At 60.1% G+C, this 19,157-nt stretch carries 17 protein-coding genes; 12 read left to right on the plus strand and 5 right to left on the minus strand.

Going from position 1 to position 19,157, the window contains the following annotated elements:
- Positions 1-6 precede the first annotated feature (6 nt).
- From JQ587_RS25865 to JQ587_RS25895, 7 genes are all read left to right on the plus strand, one after another.
- Positions 7-474 (plus strand): RidA family protein, encoded by a 468-nt coding sequence (locus JQ587_RS25865; RefSeq protein ID WP_212427177.1) that lies wholly within the window; start codon positions 7-9, stop codon positions 472-474.
- Positions 475-477: 3 nt separating this feature from the next.
- Complete coding sequence (locus tag JQ587_RS25870; protein WP_212427178.1) at positions 478-1,476, plus strand: CobW family GTP-binding protein; 999 nt, start codon at positions 478-480, stop codon at positions 1,474-1,476.
- Positions 1,477-1,965: 489 nt separating this feature from the next.
- Positions 1,966-2,742, plus strand: coding sequence for an ABC transporter permease (locus tag JQ587_RS25875; protein WP_212427179.1), 777 nt, complete (start codon positions 1,966-1,968; stop codon positions 2,740-2,742).
- 49 nt (positions 2,743-2,791) lie between these two features.
- Entirely contained in the window at positions 2,792-3,595 is an 804-nt protein-coding gene (locus tag JQ587_RS25880; protein WP_212427180.1) for an ABC transporter ATP-binding protein, read from the plus strand.
- Between the two features lie 142 nt (positions 3,596-3,737).
- Positions 3,738-4,859, plus strand: a complete 1,122-nt coding sequence (locus JQ587_RS25885) for a hypothetical protein (RefSeq protein ID WP_212427181.1) — start codon at positions 3,738-3,740, stop codon at positions 4,857-4,859.
- A gap of 427 nt (positions 4,860-5,286) precedes the next feature.
- Complete coding sequence (locus tag JQ587_RS25890; protein ID WP_349629533.1) at positions 5,287-6,273, plus strand: ABC transporter substrate-binding protein; 987 nt, start codon at positions 5,287-5,289, stop codon at positions 6,271-6,273.
- A 180-nt stretch (positions 6,274-6,453) separates the two neighbouring features.
- Entirely contained in the window at positions 6,454-6,855 is a 402-nt protein-coding gene (locus JQ587_RS25895) for a VOC family protein (RefSeq protein ID WP_212427182.1), read from the plus strand.
- 484 nt (positions 6,856-7,339) lie between these two features.
- Here the strand turns inward: JQ587_RS25895 and JQ587_RS25900 are convergent, their stop codons facing one another.
- Positions 7,340-7,594 (minus strand): hypothetical protein, encoded by a 255-nt coding sequence (locus tag JQ587_RS25900; protein ID WP_212427183.1) that lies wholly within the window; start codon positions 7,592-7,594, stop codon positions 7,340-7,342.
- A gap of 432 nt (positions 7,595-8,026) precedes the next feature.
- Between JQ587_RS25900 and JQ587_RS25905 the strand changes: the two genes are divergently transcribed.
- A complete protein-coding gene (locus tag JQ587_RS25905; RefSeq protein WP_212298130.1) occupies positions 8,027-8,323 on the plus strand; it encodes a hypothetical protein in 297 nt (98 codons plus the stop codon).
- A 39-nt stretch (positions 8,324-8,362) separates the two neighbouring features.
- Here the strand turns inward: JQ587_RS25905 and JQ587_RS25910 are convergent, their stop codons facing one another.
- The 3 genes from JQ587_RS25910 to JQ587_RS36955 all read right to left on the minus strand — a co-directional run bounded on the left by JQ587_RS25910 (position 8,363) and on the right by JQ587_RS36955 (position 12,331).
- Positions 8,363-9,865: a glycosyl transferase family protein gene (locus tag JQ587_RS25910; RefSeq protein WP_212298129.1), complete on the minus strand. Its 1,503-nt coding sequence runs from the start codon at positions 9,863-9,865 to the stop codon at positions 8,363-8,365.
- 3 nt (positions 9,866-9,868) lie between these two features.
- Positions 9,869-11,056, minus strand: coding sequence for a non-hydrolyzing UDP-N-acetylglucosamine 2-epimerase (gene wecB, locus JQ587_RS25915; RefSeq protein ID WP_212298128.1), 1,188 nt, complete (start codon positions 11,054-11,056; stop codon positions 9,869-9,871).
- A 255-nt stretch (positions 11,057-11,311) separates the two neighbouring features.
- Complete coding sequence (locus tag JQ587_RS36955; RefSeq protein ID WP_212427184.1) at positions 11,312-12,331, minus strand: adenylate/guanylate cyclase domain-containing protein; 1,020 nt, start codon at positions 12,329-12,331, stop codon at positions 11,312-11,314.
- Positions 12,332-12,839: 508 nt separating this feature from the next.
- Here JQ587_RS36955 and JQ587_RS25925 point away from each other — a divergent pair.
- From JQ587_RS25925 to JQ587_RS25940, 4 genes are all read left to right on the plus strand, one after another.
- The gene (locus tag JQ587_RS25925) at positions 12,840-14,300 is read left to right on the plus strand and encodes an undecaprenyl-phosphate glucose phosphotransferase (protein WP_212298125.1); all 1,461 of its coding nucleotides are present in this window, start codon (positions 12,840-12,842) and stop codon (positions 14,298-14,300) included.
- A 229-nt stretch (positions 14,301-14,529) separates the two neighbouring features.
- Complete coding sequence (locus tag JQ587_RS25930; protein ID WP_212298124.1) at positions 14,530-14,859, plus strand: H-NS histone family protein; 330 nt, start codon at positions 14,530-14,532, stop codon at positions 14,857-14,859.
- 832 nt (positions 14,860-15,691) lie between these two features.
- The gene (gspD, locus tag JQ587_RS25935; protein WP_212427185.1) at positions 15,692-17,701 is read left to right on the plus strand and encodes a type II secretion system secretin GspD; all 2,010 of its coding nucleotides are present in this window, start codon (positions 15,692-15,694) and stop codon (positions 17,699-17,701) included.
- Positions 17,702-17,769: 68 nt separating this feature from the next.
- Positions 17,770-18,129: a hypothetical protein gene (locus JQ587_RS25940; protein ID WP_212298122.1), complete on the plus strand. Its 360-nt coding sequence runs from the start codon at positions 17,770-17,772 to the stop codon at positions 18,127-18,129.
- Between the two features lie 83 nt (positions 18,130-18,212).
- On the opposite strand, the gene JQ587_RS25945 is transcribed toward JQ587_RS25940, so the two are convergent.
- Positions 18,213-19,139 carry a helix-hairpin-helix domain-containing protein gene (locus tag JQ587_RS25945; RefSeq protein WP_212427186.1) on the minus strand — a complete coding sequence of 309 codons (927 nt, stop codon included), beginning with the start codon at positions 19,137-19,139 and terminating at the stop codon, positions 18,213-18,215.
- Positions 19,140-19,157 lie beyond the last annotated feature (18 nt).

Below are 19,157 nucleotides of genomic sequence, written 5' to 3' on the forward strand. Positions count from 1 at the left end.
CACGTCATGGCAGGAACGTTCGAACAGAATCTGGCTCGATTGGGCATCAGTCTGCCTACAACCGCGTCCCCCAGCGCCAACTACGTTCCGGCGCGCAAGGTAGGCAGCCAATTGTACATCTCCGGGCAAGTCCCTAGCGAAGGCGGTAAAGACAAGTATACCGGCAAGCTCGGTTCGGACTTCTCGGTGGAGGAGGGGCAGGCCGCCGCCCGTCTCTGCGCGATCAACATCCTCGCCCAGGTCAAGCAGGCGCTCGACGGAAACCTCGAGAGGGTGGTTGGCGTCATCAGGCTCGGCGGCTTCGTCAACGCGGTGCCCGAATTCAGGGATCATCCCAAGGTTATCAACGGGGCCTCGGACTTGATGGTGGAGGTGTTTGGCGAGGCAGGACGTCACGCCCGTGCTGCCGTCGGATGCAGCTCATTGCCACGCAACGTTCCCGTCGAAGTCGACGCGATCTTCGAGGTTAGCTGAACCATGCTGCCTGCCGCTCCCTCCCTCGATGCGCGGATCCCGGTTCATGTGCTGACGGGATTCCTGGGGAGCGGCAAGACGACCTTTCTTCGGCATCTGCTCGACGAGCCGAGCCTCGCCGAAACTGCGGTCATCATCAACGAGTTCGGCGAGGTCGGGCTCGACCACCTCCTGGTGCGGGAAGTCTCCGAGGATGTGGTTCTGCTGTCGTCGGGCTGCCTGTGCTGCGCAGTGCGCGACGACCTGATATCGACCCTGGCCGATCTTCTGGAGATGGCCCGCTCCGGCAGGGTCGCGCCGTTTCGCCAGGTCGTGATTGAAACGACGGGCCTCGCCGATCCTGCGCCTATCATCCATGCCATATTGAGTGCTCCCGAGTTGCTGCATCGTTGTCGCGCCGGAGCCGTCGTCACGACGGTGGATGGTGTGAGCGGATCAAACAGCATCCAGAATTTCGCGGAAGCGATCCAGCAGATCGCGCTGGCGGATTGCGTCGTCATCACCAAGACGGAGCTTGTCCAGCCTTGGCAGGTTGACGCGCTCAAGGTCGAAATTGCCCGGGTCAATCCTTCAGTGCGGTCGCTGACGTCGGGGAAGGGCGCGATGGCGTCCGCGCGCGACGTCTTCGACCATGGGCAAAGCCCCAAGCAAAACCCCAAGCATCTCGGAAGCGGCTCCGTACAGGGAGTGCACAGCCACGGCATCAAGACCTTCACGGTCGAAGTGCCAGGAGAGGTGGAATGGCCGGCTTTTGTCGAATGGCTGGAATTGTTGCTGGCGGCGCGCGGCCAATCCATTCTCCGCGTCAAGGGCCTGTTGCCGGTCAAGGGCGATGAGCGGCCAGTCGTCATTCACGGCGTCCAGCACGTCGTCTATCCGCCGGAATACCTGCCACGATGGCCGGAAGGCTCTCCACGCGGCTGGCTGGTGTTCATCGCGCGCAACCTGACGCGTGCGGCAATCGAAAATTCCCTGCGCAGTTTGCTTACGACTCGATACTAAAAATCAGAAATCGTCAGCCGCACTGACGCGCCTCGCGCGCATTTTTTATGCACCGCAATAAGAGGACATGCCGCGCATCGGCTGCTTGGATGGAATACATCGCAATTTCCGATGGTTGTCTGGCGCTCGCTGATCTTCGGTTCAGCCGATACCTGCACGAAAAACGAGCGGGCAGCGCCGAGACTAAGCGCTTGACAAGACAAAAATGTGATCACATCCTGAGATCAAATTTAAGACAGCGGCGCCGGCGTCACGCTCACGTCATCGCGGCGCTGAAAGGGGACCAAGGATGTCGTGCAGCCTTCGCGTGACGGAGCCCGTCATGAACGGCCGATGATATCGGTGCAACCACGCCGCTGTCGGAGCTTCGAAGGCCGACGGCAGCAATTCTGCTCAACAACAACTGTAATCTTCTAAAGTGGTGAGGCTACGGTGGCGAGTACGGATATTGCGAATGTCGGTGAGGCGCAGCGAACGCGGGGCCAGAGCATGAGCGGCAAAAAAAGAACTCGGCGCGGCTGGCTGGATCGCTACTCGGCGCTTCTCGTCGGTGTCGTGCTCGTCGGAGCCTGGCAGATCCTCGTGCCGTTGTCAGGACTTTCGGAGTTTGTCCTGCCGACGCCGTTGGCGATCGGCAAGCGCATCGTCAGCGACGCATCGTTGCTCATGGCCCATACCTACGTGACGCTGTTGGAAGTCGTCTTCGGTTTCGCCATCGGCGTCCTGATGGGTGTCCCGCTGGCCCTCTTCATCTTCTATTCCAAGGCCTTCGAGCGAGCCATCTATCCGATCCTCGTCGGACTCCAGACCGTTCCCAAGATATCGCTGGCGCCGATCCTGGTGCTCTATCTCGGCTATGGATGGGCGCCTAAGATCGTGCTGGCCTTCCTGATCTCGTTCTTTCCGATCGTGATCTCGACGGTGGTTGGCCTGCAATCCCTGGACAAGAATCTCGTCAACCTGGTCCGCTCCATGGGAGCGAATGAGTGGCAGACCTTCTTCAAGCTACGCCTGCCTGCGGCGCTGCCAAATATCTTCGGCGGCTTCAAGGTCGCGGTCTCTCTTGCCGTCATCGGTGCGGTGATCGGCGAGTACGTCGCCGCGGAGCGAGGCCTAGGGTACCTGCAGCTTCAGGCAAACTCCCAGTTCGACACCACACTGAACTTCGCGACCGTCGTCACGATCTCGGCATTGGGTGTGATCCTCTACTTCATCATCGACGTGATCGAGGCCCGCGTCTCCTACAAGCGCGACGCCGGCAAGTGAATCGACAGGCAATCGGCAACAACCCACACGGCTACAGCGAGGTAGCGCAATGAACGTCCCTATTCGGTCCACGGGCGCAGCGGTTGAGATTTCGCGACTTTCGAAGGTCTACGAGACGCGCGAAAATGATGAAGTCGTGGCCATCGAGAAGGTGGACCTCAGGTTTGAGCCTGGCACTTTCGTTGCCGTGGTGGGGCCGAGTGGATGCGGCAAGAGCACCATGCTTTCGCTGCTGGCCGGCCTTACGTCGGCCTCGACAGGCGACATCGCAATCGACGGCGACGTCATCAGGAAGCCGCATCCCAAGATCGGCGTCGTCTTCCAGTCCGACCTTCTGCTCTACTGGCGCACGGTCCTGGACAACGTCCTGCTGCCGATCGAGATCAAGAAGCTCGACCTTGCCAGATTCCGCTTGCGTGCCGAGGAGTTGCTCGCGCAAGTCGGGCTCGAGGGCTTCGGCAACAAGTACCCGTCAGAACTCTCGGGCGGCATGCGTCAGCGCGTGGCGATCTGCCGTGCGTTGATCCAGGAGCCCGGCTTGCTGCTGATGGACGAGCCGTTCGGAGCTCTCGATGCCCTGACCCGTGAGCAGATGATCATGGATATGCAGGCGATGTGGCTAAGGGTGCAGAACACGGTGGTGTTCATCACCCACGGGATCGACGAAGCCGTCTTTCTCGCCGACCGCGTTCTCGTGATGTCTCCACGTCCCGGAAGGATCGATCTCGATCTCAAGATCGACATGCCGCGTCCACGCCAGTGGAGCGCAATCCATGAGAACAAGGAGTTTCATGGGTATGTCCGGCAGATCCGCGACATATTCGAGGCCAGAGGCGTCCTCGTCGCTCACTGATTAGCTCGAGCGCTCTCGGCTTCCTCAACACAAAGTCATTCGAGCCTGTATCCCGACGGGGAACGGGACCGGTGTCGTGCGCCCGGTTCGGGCGCGCTCTTTTCGATGCGAATGAGTGATCATCAACTTGGGGGACTTTACTATGCTCTACCGCAATAGAACAATCACAGCAGCTATGCTGTCGGTCGCGGCACTTCTCGCGGTCGCGCCGACCGACCTCGCCAAGGCGGCCGACGTGGCTACGGTGCCGGTCAAGGCAAATCCGGCTCCGGATGCTCCATTTTTCTTGGTGAACGACAACAGGCTGACCTACTCCTATCAATTTACGGCCACGGATCCCGGTGCTTACAGCATCCAGCCAGATGGGAGCATCAACGGCAAGACCGCAAAGCAGGTCTATTCGTTCACCCATTTCGACGTGTGGGCTTATGGCACGAACTTCTTCAACGTCGATATGTTGAAATCCACCCATAATGATCCTGCCTCACCTTGCCAGCCCACGGGTGCCCTGCCATTTGGCGTGACAGGATCTTGCGCTGGCGCGACGGAGTTTTACGCCATCGAGCGCAGTACGTTCGGCTGGAACGAGATCTTTAATACTCAGGCCTTCAAGATCGGACCACTGCGCAATATTTCGTTCGAGGTTGGCGTCGATCTTGGTACGGCAAATAGCTACTACGCACCAACGACGAACAACGTCGTCGGTGGTCTGCAATTCGCTTTCGACCTGCCTTATAAAGGCTATTTCAATGTCGCGCCCTTGGTCGTCGCAGGGTTGGCGAGCCACAAATCGTTTCTTCAGTGCGGTCTCTTCAACCCGGGGACTCCCGACGTAACCTGCCTTTTAGACGGAAACAGGAGGTTTCCGCCTACCTGGAAGGTCGAGACCAACTACTACATGGATCTGGGCTTCCTTCCTGAGAGCATAAGGTACTTCGCGATCAGCGGGCGTGTGTCGGTGACGGGAACGAAGGGCGATATGAACACCCTCCCTGCGCTGTCTGGCGTCGGACGTTTCAGCAACGCCAGCAAGATCGAATTGAACAGCGAACCGATCCGCCTGACCTTTGATGCTGGCAAAGCCTTCATCGGCCCCAAATACAGTCACTTTGTCGACCTGTGGGTCGCCTATCGTTACTGGCAAAACAAGTATGGCCTCGATAGCAACGCCGCTCCCGGAACTTGCACCGTCGCGGCAACTGGTGCCAGCACCAACAGCTGCACTGAAAAATCAGCCAGCGCGGGTGTCTCGGTGAAGTTCTAGCCTTGTAAGGGCCGAAGCAAGAACGGTGGCGCGATGATCGACTCCACGGTGTCATCTAGGCGTTTTGCCAAGTTCGGGCGGTTGTTCTCGTTGGACGATCACCGAAGCCGTTGAGGTCGTCGATCATCTGGTTCCGACACCGCTGACCAGCCGGCTCGGAACCACAATGGCCCGCTTCCAACGCTGATGACCTCCAGCGTGGGAGCGGGCCTGCCCTCAGGCGTGAAAGCTCGATGCCGATCGGATGTAGTCAAATGAGCTCGTTAGTTAGCGCTAAGGCTGTAGATCGCGACCAAACGCCGTCCGCCCTCATTGAGGGTGAGCATCCGCGATCCTGATTGTATTCGATAAGCGCTGTTCGATTTTAGTTCGTTCTGCCACGCGTCAAGCTAGAGCAGGAAACGAAGCGTCCGCTGCGGAGGAGAAAGTGTCGTATATCAGAAATCTGGTTAGCATGGCGGTGCTGAGCACGGGGAGTGCCGTCGTCCTGCTATCTCAAAGCGCATTCGCGGAGACCGTGAATCTTCGTTTCAGCTGGAAGCTGAAAGGCGAGTACGCATTCTTCTATCTCGGGAAAAACAAGGGCATCTATCGGGATGCTGGAATCGATGTAAACCTTGGCGAGGGCGCTGGAGCCCAGTCGGCGCTCGCGGCCGTCGTGCAGGGGCGAGAGGATTTGGCTGTTGTTCCCGGAATATTTGCGATTACCGCAATTCAGAAAGGGATGCCGGTGAAGATCGTGGCCCTGTATCAGCCGGCGGCTCCGGTGGTGCTTCTCTCGCACCAGGAGAGCCCGGTTGAGAAGCCCGCGGATCTTGAGGGAAAGTCGATCGCGAGTGCGGTCGGCGAAACGTCAACTGCGTATCTCGATGTGTTCTGCAGTCGAAACAGGATCGACTGCAGCAAGATAAAAAAGATCAACATGGATAGCCAAATTCGAATTTCGCAGTTCATGCAAGGAAAGGTCGACGTGGTTGGTGTCTATCGCACCAGCGACCTGCCGTTGCTCAAGGAGAAAACGGGCAGCAACTTTGCAGTGCTCGACCTGCCCGAGTTCGGACTGGTCGTCCCTGGTCTGGCGGTTGTCGCAAGGGTCGACGCCGTGGAAAAGAACGCCGCCGTGCTTCGGAGGTTTTTTGTCGCAACGGACAAGGCAATCGAGATGGCGCGGCGCGAGCCCGATGCCGCCACCGCTGCGCTCAAGACGGTCTGGCAAGTCGGACCATCCGACGCCATCGTCCGGGAGCAGGTTGAAGCAACTTCACGATCAATTCCAGCTGCGGCGGCAAAGCCCCTCGGTTGGATCGAGGACAGCGCGATCTCGGATGCCGTTCGTCTCATCGCGGCCGTTGAGGACATCGGCGCGCCAAGACCGCCCGCGTCATTCTATACCAATGAGCTTCTTGCGCGGTAACGGTTCTCGTTCCGATCGTCACGGGAGCACTGGCGCCAGCGAGGCGTTCGCGCCGGACGCTTCGATTGCTTGTCCCAGTTCAGTGGAGAATCCGAGAAAAGGCACTTCAATAATGCACCGGAACCGCAATTCCCGCGTATATTTGGACGGCGCTGCCGTGGCGATGGGGAGTGGGACGACATGGTCAATGGTCTGCCGAGCGAAGTTGAAGTCATCACGCTGTTCGTCGATGACATTGCGTCTTCGAAGGCGTTCTACGCCAAGGTTTTCGCGTCGGAGACAGTCTGGGAGGATGCCGTCTCGTCTGTCTTGAGATTCGGCGGGCTCCTGATCAATCTTCTCGACGCGTCGCGGGCGCCTCCGCTGGTCGAGCCGTTGCCGGTCGGCCCGTCTTCCGCTGGGGCTCGCGCCCTCCTGACAATCAGGGTCGCTGACGTCGATGAAGTGTGTGCCGCCCTTCGGGCGGTCGGTGTCAATCTGCTCAACGGCCCGATCGACCGTCCATGGGGCCGCCGAACCGCATCCTTCGCCGACCCTTCAGGTCATGTCTGGGAGATCGCCCAGCTGATTGGGCGGACATAGGCTTGCCTTTGTCGGCATCGCGCTAATCGCATCGTTGTGGCATCGCAGGCTAGGGCCTGGACTGAAGAGGCGGGCGGATGCCAATGCGGTGAAAGCGTGCCATGCACCTGCAATACGGCTGAGGGCCTGAAGACGAGGGTCGTGATCGTCGAGGTGGACACGACCTGGCAATGGGCGGCGAACCGACTTGGTCCGTCAGGGAATGGAACTTCCGATCAGAAAAAAAGCCGCCGGGTTCTTCACCCCAGCGGCTTCGAAAAGTCCGTAGCTGTTGATCGCCTCCGCAGCCTCATGCGTACCGCCGTTACCTTGTTTGCGGCCATGCCCAGCCCTTCTAGGCAATGGCGCCCGATTCTGCTGTGACCCAAAGCACACACCGTAAAGGCATGTCGAGGCGCGCTCAGGCTAGTGCCGCGAGAACGAGAACGCGGGTTCGTTCGTTGAGATTCAAATCGGGCGCCTTCGCTGCGCCGCGCAGGCGAGCTCAATGCGCGCTGGAGCCGGAAGCGACATCCACCGGCCGAGCGATGGTTGCTCTGCTGGAACTCCTGAGAACCATTCCGGTCAAATAGCTCATCTGCAGCAGGACGGCGAAGATCAGGGCCGATGACCAAGGTTGTGACGAGATCGCAGCGATGACGAGCCAGCCAGCAAGAATGACCGGCGGCAGTACGACGACGCGATACCGAAGGCCGAGCATGAGCCCTATCAATACGGTGTAGGCGGCGAGCATCGTCACGTGGAGACTCCAAATGTCCCTACGAAGCTACGCCGGCGCGTCTAACGCTGGTTTAAACAATCCGGCAAAATTTGTCCTTGTTGGTTGGATTGGCGTGCGTCGCTGGCCTTCGCGACCACTCATGCACCGCCGCGTTCGAGAGGATGGAGGCTGCGGCCGGCGGTATCCGGGGATGCGCCATTGCATCTTCTGCCTCGGAACGAATGCGCCCCTCACGCGTTCGAGACTGCATCATGTCCCTTCTCGATGCAGGACGTGAGCATTGAAAGGAATCCGTTAAGCAGCCTTTATCCATCTCCGCTCAAGCGCCGCCTTCGCCGTCGAAAATGCGGGAGTCGGTAAAACTGTAGCAATCGGTTTGAGCCGGAGGAAATAGGCCCCGAAGTCAAATGCCCTCGTGGAGCCCGCAAGAGGCTTGCGACGGGGGCGTTAATGTCTACTAGCAACTACCGCATTTTGAGCGATTTCGCCGTGCCTCCGGGCAGGGATGCCGTGGACGGCCTTGCCGCGATCGCTGCGGCGCTCGACCAGGGCCTGGATGCTGCGCCTCATTCGCGCGGACAGAAATCGCTCGATATCCTCGCCATCATCTGCGGCTGGGCCGTGCTTGTTTCGGTTGTGCTGCACCCGGAGCTGCAGCTCGCTGCCATCGGTGTCTGCGCCGGCTTCATGGTCGTGCGCACGGCTTTTCGCAGCGCATTCGGCGCGCGAGAGCCGTCGTACCTGTAAAGCCGATCCAATTCGGTCAGAAGAGCTTCCTGAACTCGATTAGGAGGCGCCTGGAGCGTTCGGGGCCGGATCGGCCGGGATCGGGAGTTGAAGCTCGCCCATCTGGATCGGATAAGAGTGAGACGTCTTGTCCCAAACCAGCGGTTTCCCGGACAGGCGATGACTGGTGTAGATGCGAACCGCACGCCACGTCGCAAAGAAATTGACGAAGTTGCCGACGATGAGCCGGGGCGCCGACATCAACGCGTGCCGCAAATTGTAGATCATCCCCGTGAAGATCATGCGATTTAGCAGGCGCCAGATCAGGAACGAGAAGGTCACCCAAAACAGCGTCCGGACCCACTCGGCCGACAACAGGGTATAGGTCAGTTCGAGGTTGGGGTCGAAAAACCATCGAAACATCTCGAAGGCAATCAGATTGGCCATCGCAAAATAAGCGAGCATCACGGCCGGGCTGGTGATCACGCCCTTTCGATCGCGCGCCAGGAAGTACTTCGTTCCGAATGCGCCCTTCCAGCCGATTTCCTCGGAGCCTTGAAAGACGATCCCCAACAACCACCGCGCGCGCTGCCGGTAGGCGGCCTCCAGCCCGGTGGGAAAGAACTCGCGAGTCGCAATCGGGAGGCTCCGATGCAGGATACCCGGGGCGCCCGCATCGATGTCGATGTCGATGGAGTAGCTCGCGGGATAGGCGACGAAAGCCGACTTGAAGCCAAGCTCGGAGACGCGGAAAGCGATGTCGTAGTCTTCAGTGAAGGATGCGACGCGGAACGCTTCGCCCTGGTTCTTGTCGACGAGGTGCAGGATGGCCTCGCGGCTGAAGCAGGCGGAAACGCCGGCGCAGGGAATGACGCCTGAAATGCGTTGCCGGACTTCGAGGTCCTTGGTGTGCATTTCCGCAAACTCGTCCATGTAGATTCCGCCGATCAGGGACAGAATGGGACGTGAGAACGAATAGACCGGCAGCTGGACGAAGTCGTAGATGTCGACGAGCTTGTTGAAGAGCTTCAATTCCAGCGGATGGATCAGATCCTCGGAGTCATGCATGACCATGCCGGCAAATTGGATACCGTGCTCAGCCTCGAACATGAAGATGTCCGACGTGATCTGATTGAGGCAATCCGCCTTGCTGGTCGGACCATCGCGAGGGACCAGCACCATGTGGATATTCGGATAGAGGCTCTGTGCCTTCCGGATCTCGTCCTGGGTCAGGGGATCGTTGAGATAGACGCCGACGAAGTAGTGGGCCTGGCGATAACGAAGAAGCCGCGAGTTGGACGACAGCATCGAGAAGATCACGTCGTGCTCCTTCCAGCACGGGATCATGATCGCGAGTGGCCGCTCCGGCAGTTGCTCGAGAACCTCGACGTCGGGCAATTCGCTCGACTTGGCCTTCGCCATACCGAACAGTCTGCCGCTCCAGTACAGCAGATCCACCAGGAGATCGTCGAGGCTGGAAATGGCGATGATGATGCCCGCGGTGAGCATCATGATTTCGATCACGTAGAGATATTGGGGCAGGAAGCCAGTCAGATTTGCCATGGACTACGATGCATATTGAAGAGGAACGACCGTCGCATCCTGCCGCTCCTGAGCGGTCGAGAAATGCCGATAGAGCGCGTCGACTATCCTTCGGCTGGCATGTCCGTCGCCATAGGGAAACACCGGACGCGCCATTTGGGTATATTTCGCCGGGGATTTGTGCAGCGCGTAGAGCGATTTGAAGACGCCCTCGCGAGAGGTGCCGACCAGCTCGACGACACCAGACGCGACAGCCTCGGGGCGCTCCGTGAGATCGCGAAGCACGAGGACGGGCTTGGCGAGCGCCGGGGCCTCCTCTTGCAGGCCCCCGCTGTCAGTGACGACGCACCATGCATTCTGGATCGCCGCGACCATCTCGCGATATCCGAGCGGTTCGACGAGATGAATTCTCGGATTGCCGGAGAGAATCTCGTGAGCGGCGTCGCGTGCATTCGGGTTGGGGTGAACCGGGAAATACACACCGACGTCCGGCGTCAGATCGACGAAGGCGCGAACGCCCGTCAGCGCATCCCGCAATTTCGTACCGAAGTTCTCCCTGCGATGCGCGGTCAGCAGGATCATCCGGCGAGATCCGAACTCGGGCGGGGGCGGGGGCCTCGTCGCCGCCACTTCCAGCAGCGAATCGATCACCGTATTGCCCGAGACATGCACCCTGTCCTTCGGCACGTTCTCGCCGATCAGGTTGCGGGCCGCGGCCGAGGTCGGTGCGAAGTGCAGAGTTGCGGAAACCGCGATGGCCCGCCGATGAAACTCTTCGGGAAACGGCGAATCGAGGTCGGACGTGCGCAATCCGGCCTCGATGTGGGCGAAGTCGATCTTCCGGTAGAAGGCGGCGACCGAAGCTGCGTAGGCCGTCGTGGTGTCCCCCTGGGCGAGGACGCAGTCCGGTTTTTCCTCGCCGAAGATGCGGTCCAGCCGATTGATCAAGCGGCTGGCGACCTGCGCCGGGCCGGATGACGCATCGCGATGGCGGATCGTAATGTCGGGCGTCAAGCCGAACTCGGCCAGCGTTTGGTCAAGCAGGTCGCTCTGCTGGCCGCTGGCGACGATCTTCACGCTGGCCCAGCTCGCCTCGCGCAAGCGACGAATGATCGGCGCAACCTTGATGACTTCCGGACGGGTGCCGATGACGAAGAGAAAGGTCCGAAAAGGAATAGAACGCGAAAATTGAACCTGAGGCGGGTGATGCATGCATAAGCCCCAAAAATCGACGTGCTAGCGCCGCCGAATTTGTGCTGCGCAAGGCCGGGTTTGATGTCTCAAGGTTTAATCCAAAACCAGTTTAAACTGAGCGGCTGCGCCAGACAATTGATGTTTCTGAGTTTTCGGCCTGATTTCAAAGGATTGACCGGAGAGGGTAAATATTGTCGGTCCGGTCGGGCGCAGAAATGGGACCGGAAGACCGCCCCGATCCCACCTACACCGCAAATGTCCGGAATTTGCGAGCTAGCCCTCCGGCCGCTCGCGCCACACGCTTGCCTCGTAACCATCGATGATCTGGTTCGTGTGCGTGAATTCCTGCAATTGCCGCAGCGGCTCGATCACCTTTCTTGCGATGAGCACGGTGTTGGGCTCGGCGTGCTTCTGCATGTGCCCGGCGATGTCGATGACCCGGTCAGAGATGGTCTCCAGCTGGGTCGAGTCGTCAAAATACACCAGACCGGCATTGACCCCGCAGCGCACCGAAAAATCGGCCTTGGAAATCTTCACCTCGCTATTGAACGCCTTCAGGCTCTTGATCACGTCCTTTCCAGCCTGGCACGCATCCTCCACATGTGCAAAGCAAGCCATGACTCCGTCGGGTGTCCAGGCGGTCTTCAGCACTCCCCGCGCGCGGAATATGCGCTCCACCAACTTTCGATATTCGGCGAAGTCGTACTGAACGGATGCCGGATCTTCGCCCGCCTTCATTGCAGCTGATCCGACGACGTCGATCGCCAGAAAGGCAACTTCGCGGCCGAAGGAGTCGAGCTTCTTCTTGGTCTCGGCGAAAACACGCAGAAGCTCTTGCCGATTGACGGTGTTTCCGGCCTCCGCGACCCTCAAGGTGCTTTCCAGCTCATTGTCCAGCGCGGATCCCGGTTTGACGCCTTCGCTCTTGCGCCAGGCCGCCGCTGACTTTCGGAGCAATCGCCGATTGAGCGATTGCTGGCTTCGTTGCGCGAGCGAGCCGACGATGAACGTGACCATCATGGCAAGCCCGATCAAGATCCAGTCCGAGCGGTCCGCACCCGCGATGTTGGTGGGAATGTAATGATGCAGGAGCGGAGCCGATTTCTTCAGGACAACGTCGCGCGCCTCGAGCAAGGTAGCCGAAAAGCTGGCGTTCTTGGGATTGTCGAAGAGCAGAAAGAGCTTCGGGATCAGCAGGACGAGGATAAGGACGAAAGTTGCAATTCCGAGCAATCGCCTCACCGTGAAAAGAATACTCACAAGGAACGATTTCGGAGCTTCGCGATGAACCACTTAATCATCTCCAAGGCCACTGACGGCGCAACGGGCGGGAAAACTCCGAAACTTATAATCCGCCAGCGATGTGGCGCGCAATTCTTGCGAACGGCAAACCCGCAAGACCTCTCAACAGGACAATGCTGGTTACCCTCGCGTGGCATTGTGAAATCGATGGCGAAAGCGCGCCGCTCAGGGCGAGGACTGGGCGCCGAGACCCCAGTTCGTGCGGCAACCTGAGCTCGTTTCCGGTTCCAGCGTGAGCGAACATGATTGACGCTGCCGCTGCTGCGCGTCGCCCTCCCAGAATGGGCGCATCTGATCTGGGAGCCGAAGCAGCTGCCAAATATTCAGGCAGGAAAAAAGGGGCTTTGTCTCGTGAAAAGATCGATGTCGACGGGAACTATCCCGTTGCTTCCGACCCCTATTAAGTCTACTTTAAACCATATTAACAAAGAGTTATCAGAAAACTTGGGTTCTGTGGTTATTTCCTGAGTATCAGGTCGTTGGGATTAGGTGACGTTCGATGTCGATCGGATCGGATTTCCGTGAAGAGTCGCATAAGGTCGACCAGGGGAAGAGCAAGGGGACGTTGTGGTCCCTCGACCTCATTCCCTATGTGCTTTCCACCCTGGATGCGCTGGTCATCATCCTTGCGTGCGTCGGAGGAGGCGTAGGGTATCACCTCGTCACCGGCAGCCCGATTCCGAACCTTCTTCCGTGCTGTGCGGTCGGCCTCATGGCCAGCTTCATCTACATCTTGAGGATGAGCGGGATCGGTTACTATGACCTTCCCGACAGCGCCAAGCCGGGGACCGAGATTACGCAGATCTTGGTCTGCTGGTTCAGCACCGGCATCTTGCTGGCGTTCTTCGCATTCCTGCTCAAGATCGGCGGCAATTATTCCCGAGGCGCGTTCGTTACGTTTTATTTCATTGCCCCGGTGGGTTTGCTGGCGGTGCGCAGGTTCACGAAAGCGAACCTGGCTTCGGCGGTGACCAGGGGGGGCATCAGGCGTTTGGACGCTGTTCTCGTCGGAGACCATCGCGAGCTGGCTGCCCTTGGCCCTCGTGATCGTCTCGCCCTCTTCGGGGCGACGGATGTCAAGGAATTCCGCCTGAGCGGAGATCCTGATCCCGCAGAGCGGCTGGTCGCAGACAAGAATATGTTCGGAGCGGTTGGAGATTTCATTCGCCGCACCAATTGCCGTGAAGTGCTGTTGGTGCTGCCGTGGAATGACGACGTGCGGATCGACTTCGTGCGTGAACACCTCAAAAGTCTTCCGGTCTCGGCGCGATTGCTGCCGGACATGCACATCCGATCATTGTCCAACTTCGTGTCGTCCGCCCGCCAACGCGTGCTTGCGGTCGAGGTGCAGCGCGCCCCGCTCAGTGGGGCGGAGCGTTTCGTCAAGCGGGCCATGGATGTCCTGGTCGCCGGCGTCGCCTTGAGCCTGCTGTTTCCAATTCTTATTCTGACCGGGATCGCCATCAAGCTGGACAGCGCTGGGCCCGTCATTTTCCGCCAGCGTCGCAAGGGCTTCAATGGCAAGGAATTTGTAATGCTGAAATTCCGCACCATGAAGGTGCAGGAAGATGGTGCCGTCGTCGTCCAGGCGACGCGCCAGGATCCGCGCGTGACGTCAATCGGACGCTTCCTGCGCGGCGCCAGCATCGATGAGCTGCCGCAGCTCTTCAATGTCCTGAAGGGGGAGATGTCCTTGATCGGCCCCCGCCCGCATGCCTTGGCTCACGACAGCTATTTCGAAAAGATCCTGGAGGACTACGCGTTTCGGCACCATGTGAAGCCTGGCCTTACGGGATGGGCCCAGTGCAACGGCTCGCGGGGCGCGACGCCGACGGTCGAAGCCATCGCCGAGCGCGTGAGGCTCGACCTCTGGTATGTCAACAATTGGAGTCTCTGGCTCGATATTCAGATCCTGATCAAGACCTTCTTTGAGGTCGCGCGGAAGCGAAACGCATATTAGTCGGGCATTCTGCCGTTTATCAAATTGCCCACCAGATCACCGCGCCCATCCAGCCTGATAAGTTGCTGAGTTTGTAGATATTTAGGGGTACCGCCCGGTTTTCCGCTTCCGCCATGCTATGACCAAAATAATTGGCGATTGGAAAAAGCGAGAAAATAGCAACATTATTGGCAGATCGAATCAGGGGTCTGGATTGGGCAGCCGGAAACATCTGGGTTATGACGAACTAATGAAGAAACCGAACCTCGACAGCCTTTCGTTAGATGAGCTCTGGCAACTTCACGAGGAGCTCAACCGATTGTTGTCGGTTCGGCTGACCGCCGAAAAGCGCGCGCTTGAGACCCGCTTGGCCCAGCTTCGCCGGGAGAATGAGGCGGCGAAAGCTCCTTCGGAGCCGGCACCGCGCCCGAAGCGTCCCTATCCCAGAGTTCACCCGAAATACCGTAACCCCAACCTTCCGCACGAGACCTGGTCGGGTCGAGGCAAACAGCCGAAATGGCTTGCCGCCGCTCTGCGGACCGGCCACTCGATCGAGGATTTCCTCATCTCGAACGGATAGTTGTCCTGGCCGCCGCGAAGTGGCGGTACGCTGAGGCGGAACGCTGCACCCAAAGCAGGAGGTTCTCATGAGAGTAGCTCTGGTCCTTCTTGTCTGCATCGCGGGGTCTCCGTTCGGGAGCGCCTGGGCTGAGAACTTCAGCCGAGCGAAGCTGCGGCTGGCTGACGCCGCCACCGACGCTTGCTTGTCCAATTGTGACAATCAAAATGCGGCATGTAAGCGGGTTTGCCCCACGACCCTCGGCGCGCCCTGCATGTCCTCCTGCGACAGCCAGGCTCAGGTCTGTCGCCAGGGATGCCAATCCCAATCCAGGTAACGGCCCCGCCGAACTCCCCGATCATTGATCACTGCAGACAGCGCCTGCGCCAAGGCGGGAGATTTTACGCGTCCTCATGGCATCGGATGCAACTCGGTGTGTTCGTACCTCTGGGTTGTATCCGGGGGCGGGAGGGCTCGTTGGTTCCATAGGTAACAGGCCACCGTCCGTGCGATCCCGGGCTCATGGAACCTTTTACGTTGGGTTAACCATGATGATTTACCCATTCTTTACGCTCGAATTCCCGCGCGTGCGTCCTTTTATCGATGTTCGGAGCCCCTTTTGCCGATGTCTCGTGGCCCAATTACGGGTTCTGCGGTTTGCTTGCTCGCGAGCCTCGTCGCTGGCTGTGGCGCCCCGGGAATCGTCAGTCCGACCCTGAACACTCAGCCGAGGCTCTCCGGCCAGCCGGTGTCTCTCGAGGCGAACGCTCAGGATTTGATGCCGACGGGCGCCATTGCGCTTCCAACCCCCTCGTCCAAAGCGGTTGCCAGCGTAGAGGGAGGCGACGGCCGAATGATCGGCTCGACCGCCGGCAAGTCGAGCGCTGCGGCAGCCAACGGCAACGTGGTGCTCAATCTCGCCAACGTTCCCCTGCAGCAGGCCGCCAAGACGGTGCTGGGCGATCTGATCGGCGTCAATTACGTGGTCGACCCCCGGGTCGATGGGGTTGTTTCGGTCCAGACCAGTAGCCCGGTCTCCAAGGCGGACGCTCTTGAGCTCTTCCAGACGGCCATCGCGCCGATCGGCGCGGTCCTGGTCCAGAACCGCGGCATCTACCGGATCGCTCCGGCCGACCAGGCCGCGACCGGGGCCGTGAGCACCGTCCGCGATGCCACCAACAGTGCGGTCACGGGCAGTGGCGTCCGCATCGTGCAGCTGAAATACGTCGCCGCCACCGAGGTGGCGCGGGTGCTTGAGCCGATGGTACCGAAGGGCGCCATCGTTCAGGCCGACGACGCACGCAACATCATCGCGTTGAAGGGCTCACAAGCCGAGATCGACAGCATGCTCGACTCGGTGTCGATCTTCGATGTCGACGTGATGAAGGGCATGTCTTTCGCCGTCGTGCCCGTCAAGGCCGCCCAGCCGGAAAAGATGGTCGACGAGCTGAAGGCGGTGTTTGCCTCGGATAAGGAAGGCCCCCTGAAGGGGAGGGTGCGGTTCATTGCTAATACGAGGCTCGGTGCGATCCTCGTCGTGACCTCCAATCCAAGCTACCTGCCGCGTGCGCAATCCTGGATCAAGCGTCTTGACGCCCGCGCCAGCGGCACAGAACCGCAGCTGCACGTCTATCAGGTCCAGAACCGGACAGCGGCCGAGCTCGCCGGAATTCTTCAGTCCATGTTCTCGCAAGAGATGAAGGTCGTGCGCCCAACGAGCCGTAACGTCTCACCGAAATCCAAGCAGGTCTCCTTCGCAAGCGACACGTCGAAAGCTTCGGCGGGCGGCGCGGGTGTTTCGGATCCCACGATGCAGGCCGGGTTGGGCAAGACGTCGGATCTGCAGGGAACGTCGCGTGCTTTCAACACGGACCCCGACGGCCAGGTCACCGATATCGCCGACAACAGCTCTGCATCGAACGGCGCTCCCGAGCCGGTCATGAAGATCGTCGCCGATGAAACCAAGAACTCGCTGCTGATCATGGCGAATGATCGCGATTACCAGCGCGTGTTGCGCGTCGTGCAGGGGCTCGACGTGGTCGCCAGCCAGGTCCTGATCGAGGCCGTCATCGCCGAGGTGTCCCTCAACGACGACCTGCAGTTCGGGCTGCAATGGCAGTTCGCCAAGAACGGCACTCCGACTGCGACATTCTCCAACGCCCTCACAGGCGGCGTCGCGGCCTCCTTCCCCGGCTTCAATTATGCGGTCAACACGGCGAACATTGCCGCGACCCTGAGCGCGCTGAACGCGCTAACGCACGTCAACATCATCTCGACGCCGTCGCTGATGGTGCTCGACAACAAGACCGCGCGCCTCCAGATCGGCGATCAGGTTCCGATCACGACGCAGACGGCGACGAGCACGGTGACCGCCCAGACGGCGATCGTGAATTCCATCACGATGCAGGATACCGGCGTGATTCTCTCGGTGACGCCGCGGATCAACGAGAGCGGGCGTGTCCAGCTCGACATCGAGCAGGAAGTCAGCAGTGTCGTGAAGACCACGACGTCCAACATCGATTCTCCGACCATCCAGCAGCGGCGCGTCAAGACGACGGTTGTCGTGAGCGATGGTGAGGTCCTGGCGCTCGGCGGCATGATCCAGGACAGCGCGAACAAGAGCAGCAACCAGCTGCCGATCCTCGGGGACATCCCCGGCATCGGCGCGGTGTTCGCAAATCGGAAGGACTCGGTCCAGAAGACCGAGCTGGTCATCCTGATCACGCCGAAGGTGGTTCGCGATGGCACGGAAAGCCGGCTGGTCACCGAGGAATACCGGCGCAAGATGAACGTCTACATGCCGCACGCGACGACGCGCCAGCGGGCACCTTTCAATACGGCGCAGCGCTTGGTGACGCCGTGACACGCGCCGCTCTCACGGTCTCCCGGCTCGGCAGGGTTTGCGCTTTGCCACTTCTGTTGGCCGGCTGCGTGACCGACCAGCCCATGGTGATGGAGCCACCACCGCCCTATATGCTGCTGCCTGTCGACGAGTCGATGTCCTGCAACGCGATCGCGGGCTCGTTCCGCTTTTCGGTCAGGCGCGCGGCGCGCTTGGAATACTGGCTCGCCGCCGGATCCCTGGCCGGTTACGATTCCGACAGATTTCCGCTTGATGCGCCCAAGCAGCTGATGGACGAGCGCCGGCGGCTGGATGCCTTGACGGATCTCCAGCGCACGAAGGGATGCACGGTGATCGAGCCTGGTCCTGCCGTCGCAGAGGAGAGGGAGCGATTGGAAGAGTCGGCGAGAAATTCCAGGCCTCAGGCCGTGCTTCGGTCAAAGGGCTGACCGGTCCTGCCCTTCGGCGGCTGGAGCGTTTTCGAGCGAGGTGGATACCGGTTCGCGTCAAGAAAACGCGTCAAGACTAGAATCTAGAGCTTGATGCAAGCCTGCGCTGGCTCGCCGGCCGGCAGCGGGCTCGCCGAGCCACCCATGATGTCGCCGCGGCGCCATTCGCGGATGGTATAGGGCTGGGCGGAGGATGCTCCGAATGATACGAGAGCTTCCCGTATGAACCTGGACCCATCGCTCGCGCGAACGTCGGCTCGAATCGTGAAATGTCCGGGCAGCGTCGGGCGCCTGGGCTCCGGCCGGCCTTGATCGAGACCCATCAGCAAACGCAGGGCTGGCGTCATTGCTTCCGGTGCTGGCTCGACCCGGCCTGAGAGCGTCGTCGTGTAGCGCAGGGCGGAACGGAGCAATGCGGGCGACATGCCGTCGACCTGATCCAGCTCGAGGATGGTCGAAAAGCCGGAGCTCTTGACCTCGTTCGCAGCGTTCGTCGGTGCGGTCTGATTGCCGGAGGATGCCGTCTGATTGGCTGTCTCTCTGCGCGGAAGCGGCTTCCGGAAAGCGACGATGTTCTGCGCGATCCTGCTTCCGAGCGCCTTGTCTTGCGCGGCTGCTGCGAAAAAACGCTCGAGCGTCGTCAGGCTGGCGGCATTGATGTCGATCTTGCCGACCTCCTCTTCGACCACGATTTCGGCCTGTTCGCCTCCGGGCATCCGGCATTTCTTTGGAAAGCTGGCGTTTGGCGTCGGCGAGAGAATGCTGGCGATGGTAAAATTCACGGCACTTTCCGCGGCCGCCGCCGACGAAAGCACCGAGCCGTCGGCCGAAGCGGCCCGGGCTCGATAGCGAGCGCCAACGATCACGGCTGCGCCGAGCAGCGTGAGCAGACCGAGACCCCAGATCACCGTAATCAACGCGAAGCCGTGACGCTTACGAAGGCCCGGTGGAGGCCTGTTCGGAACGCCGCGATGATGCCGCATGCGGTGACGTGCAGGCGCAACCGACATGGATTGTGCTCGCAAAGG

Source organism: Bradyrhizobium manausense (assembly GCF_018130615.1).
GTDB lineage: Bacteria > Pseudomonadota > Alphaproteobacteria > Rhizobiales > Xanthobacteraceae > Bradyrhizobium > Bradyrhizobium manausense_A.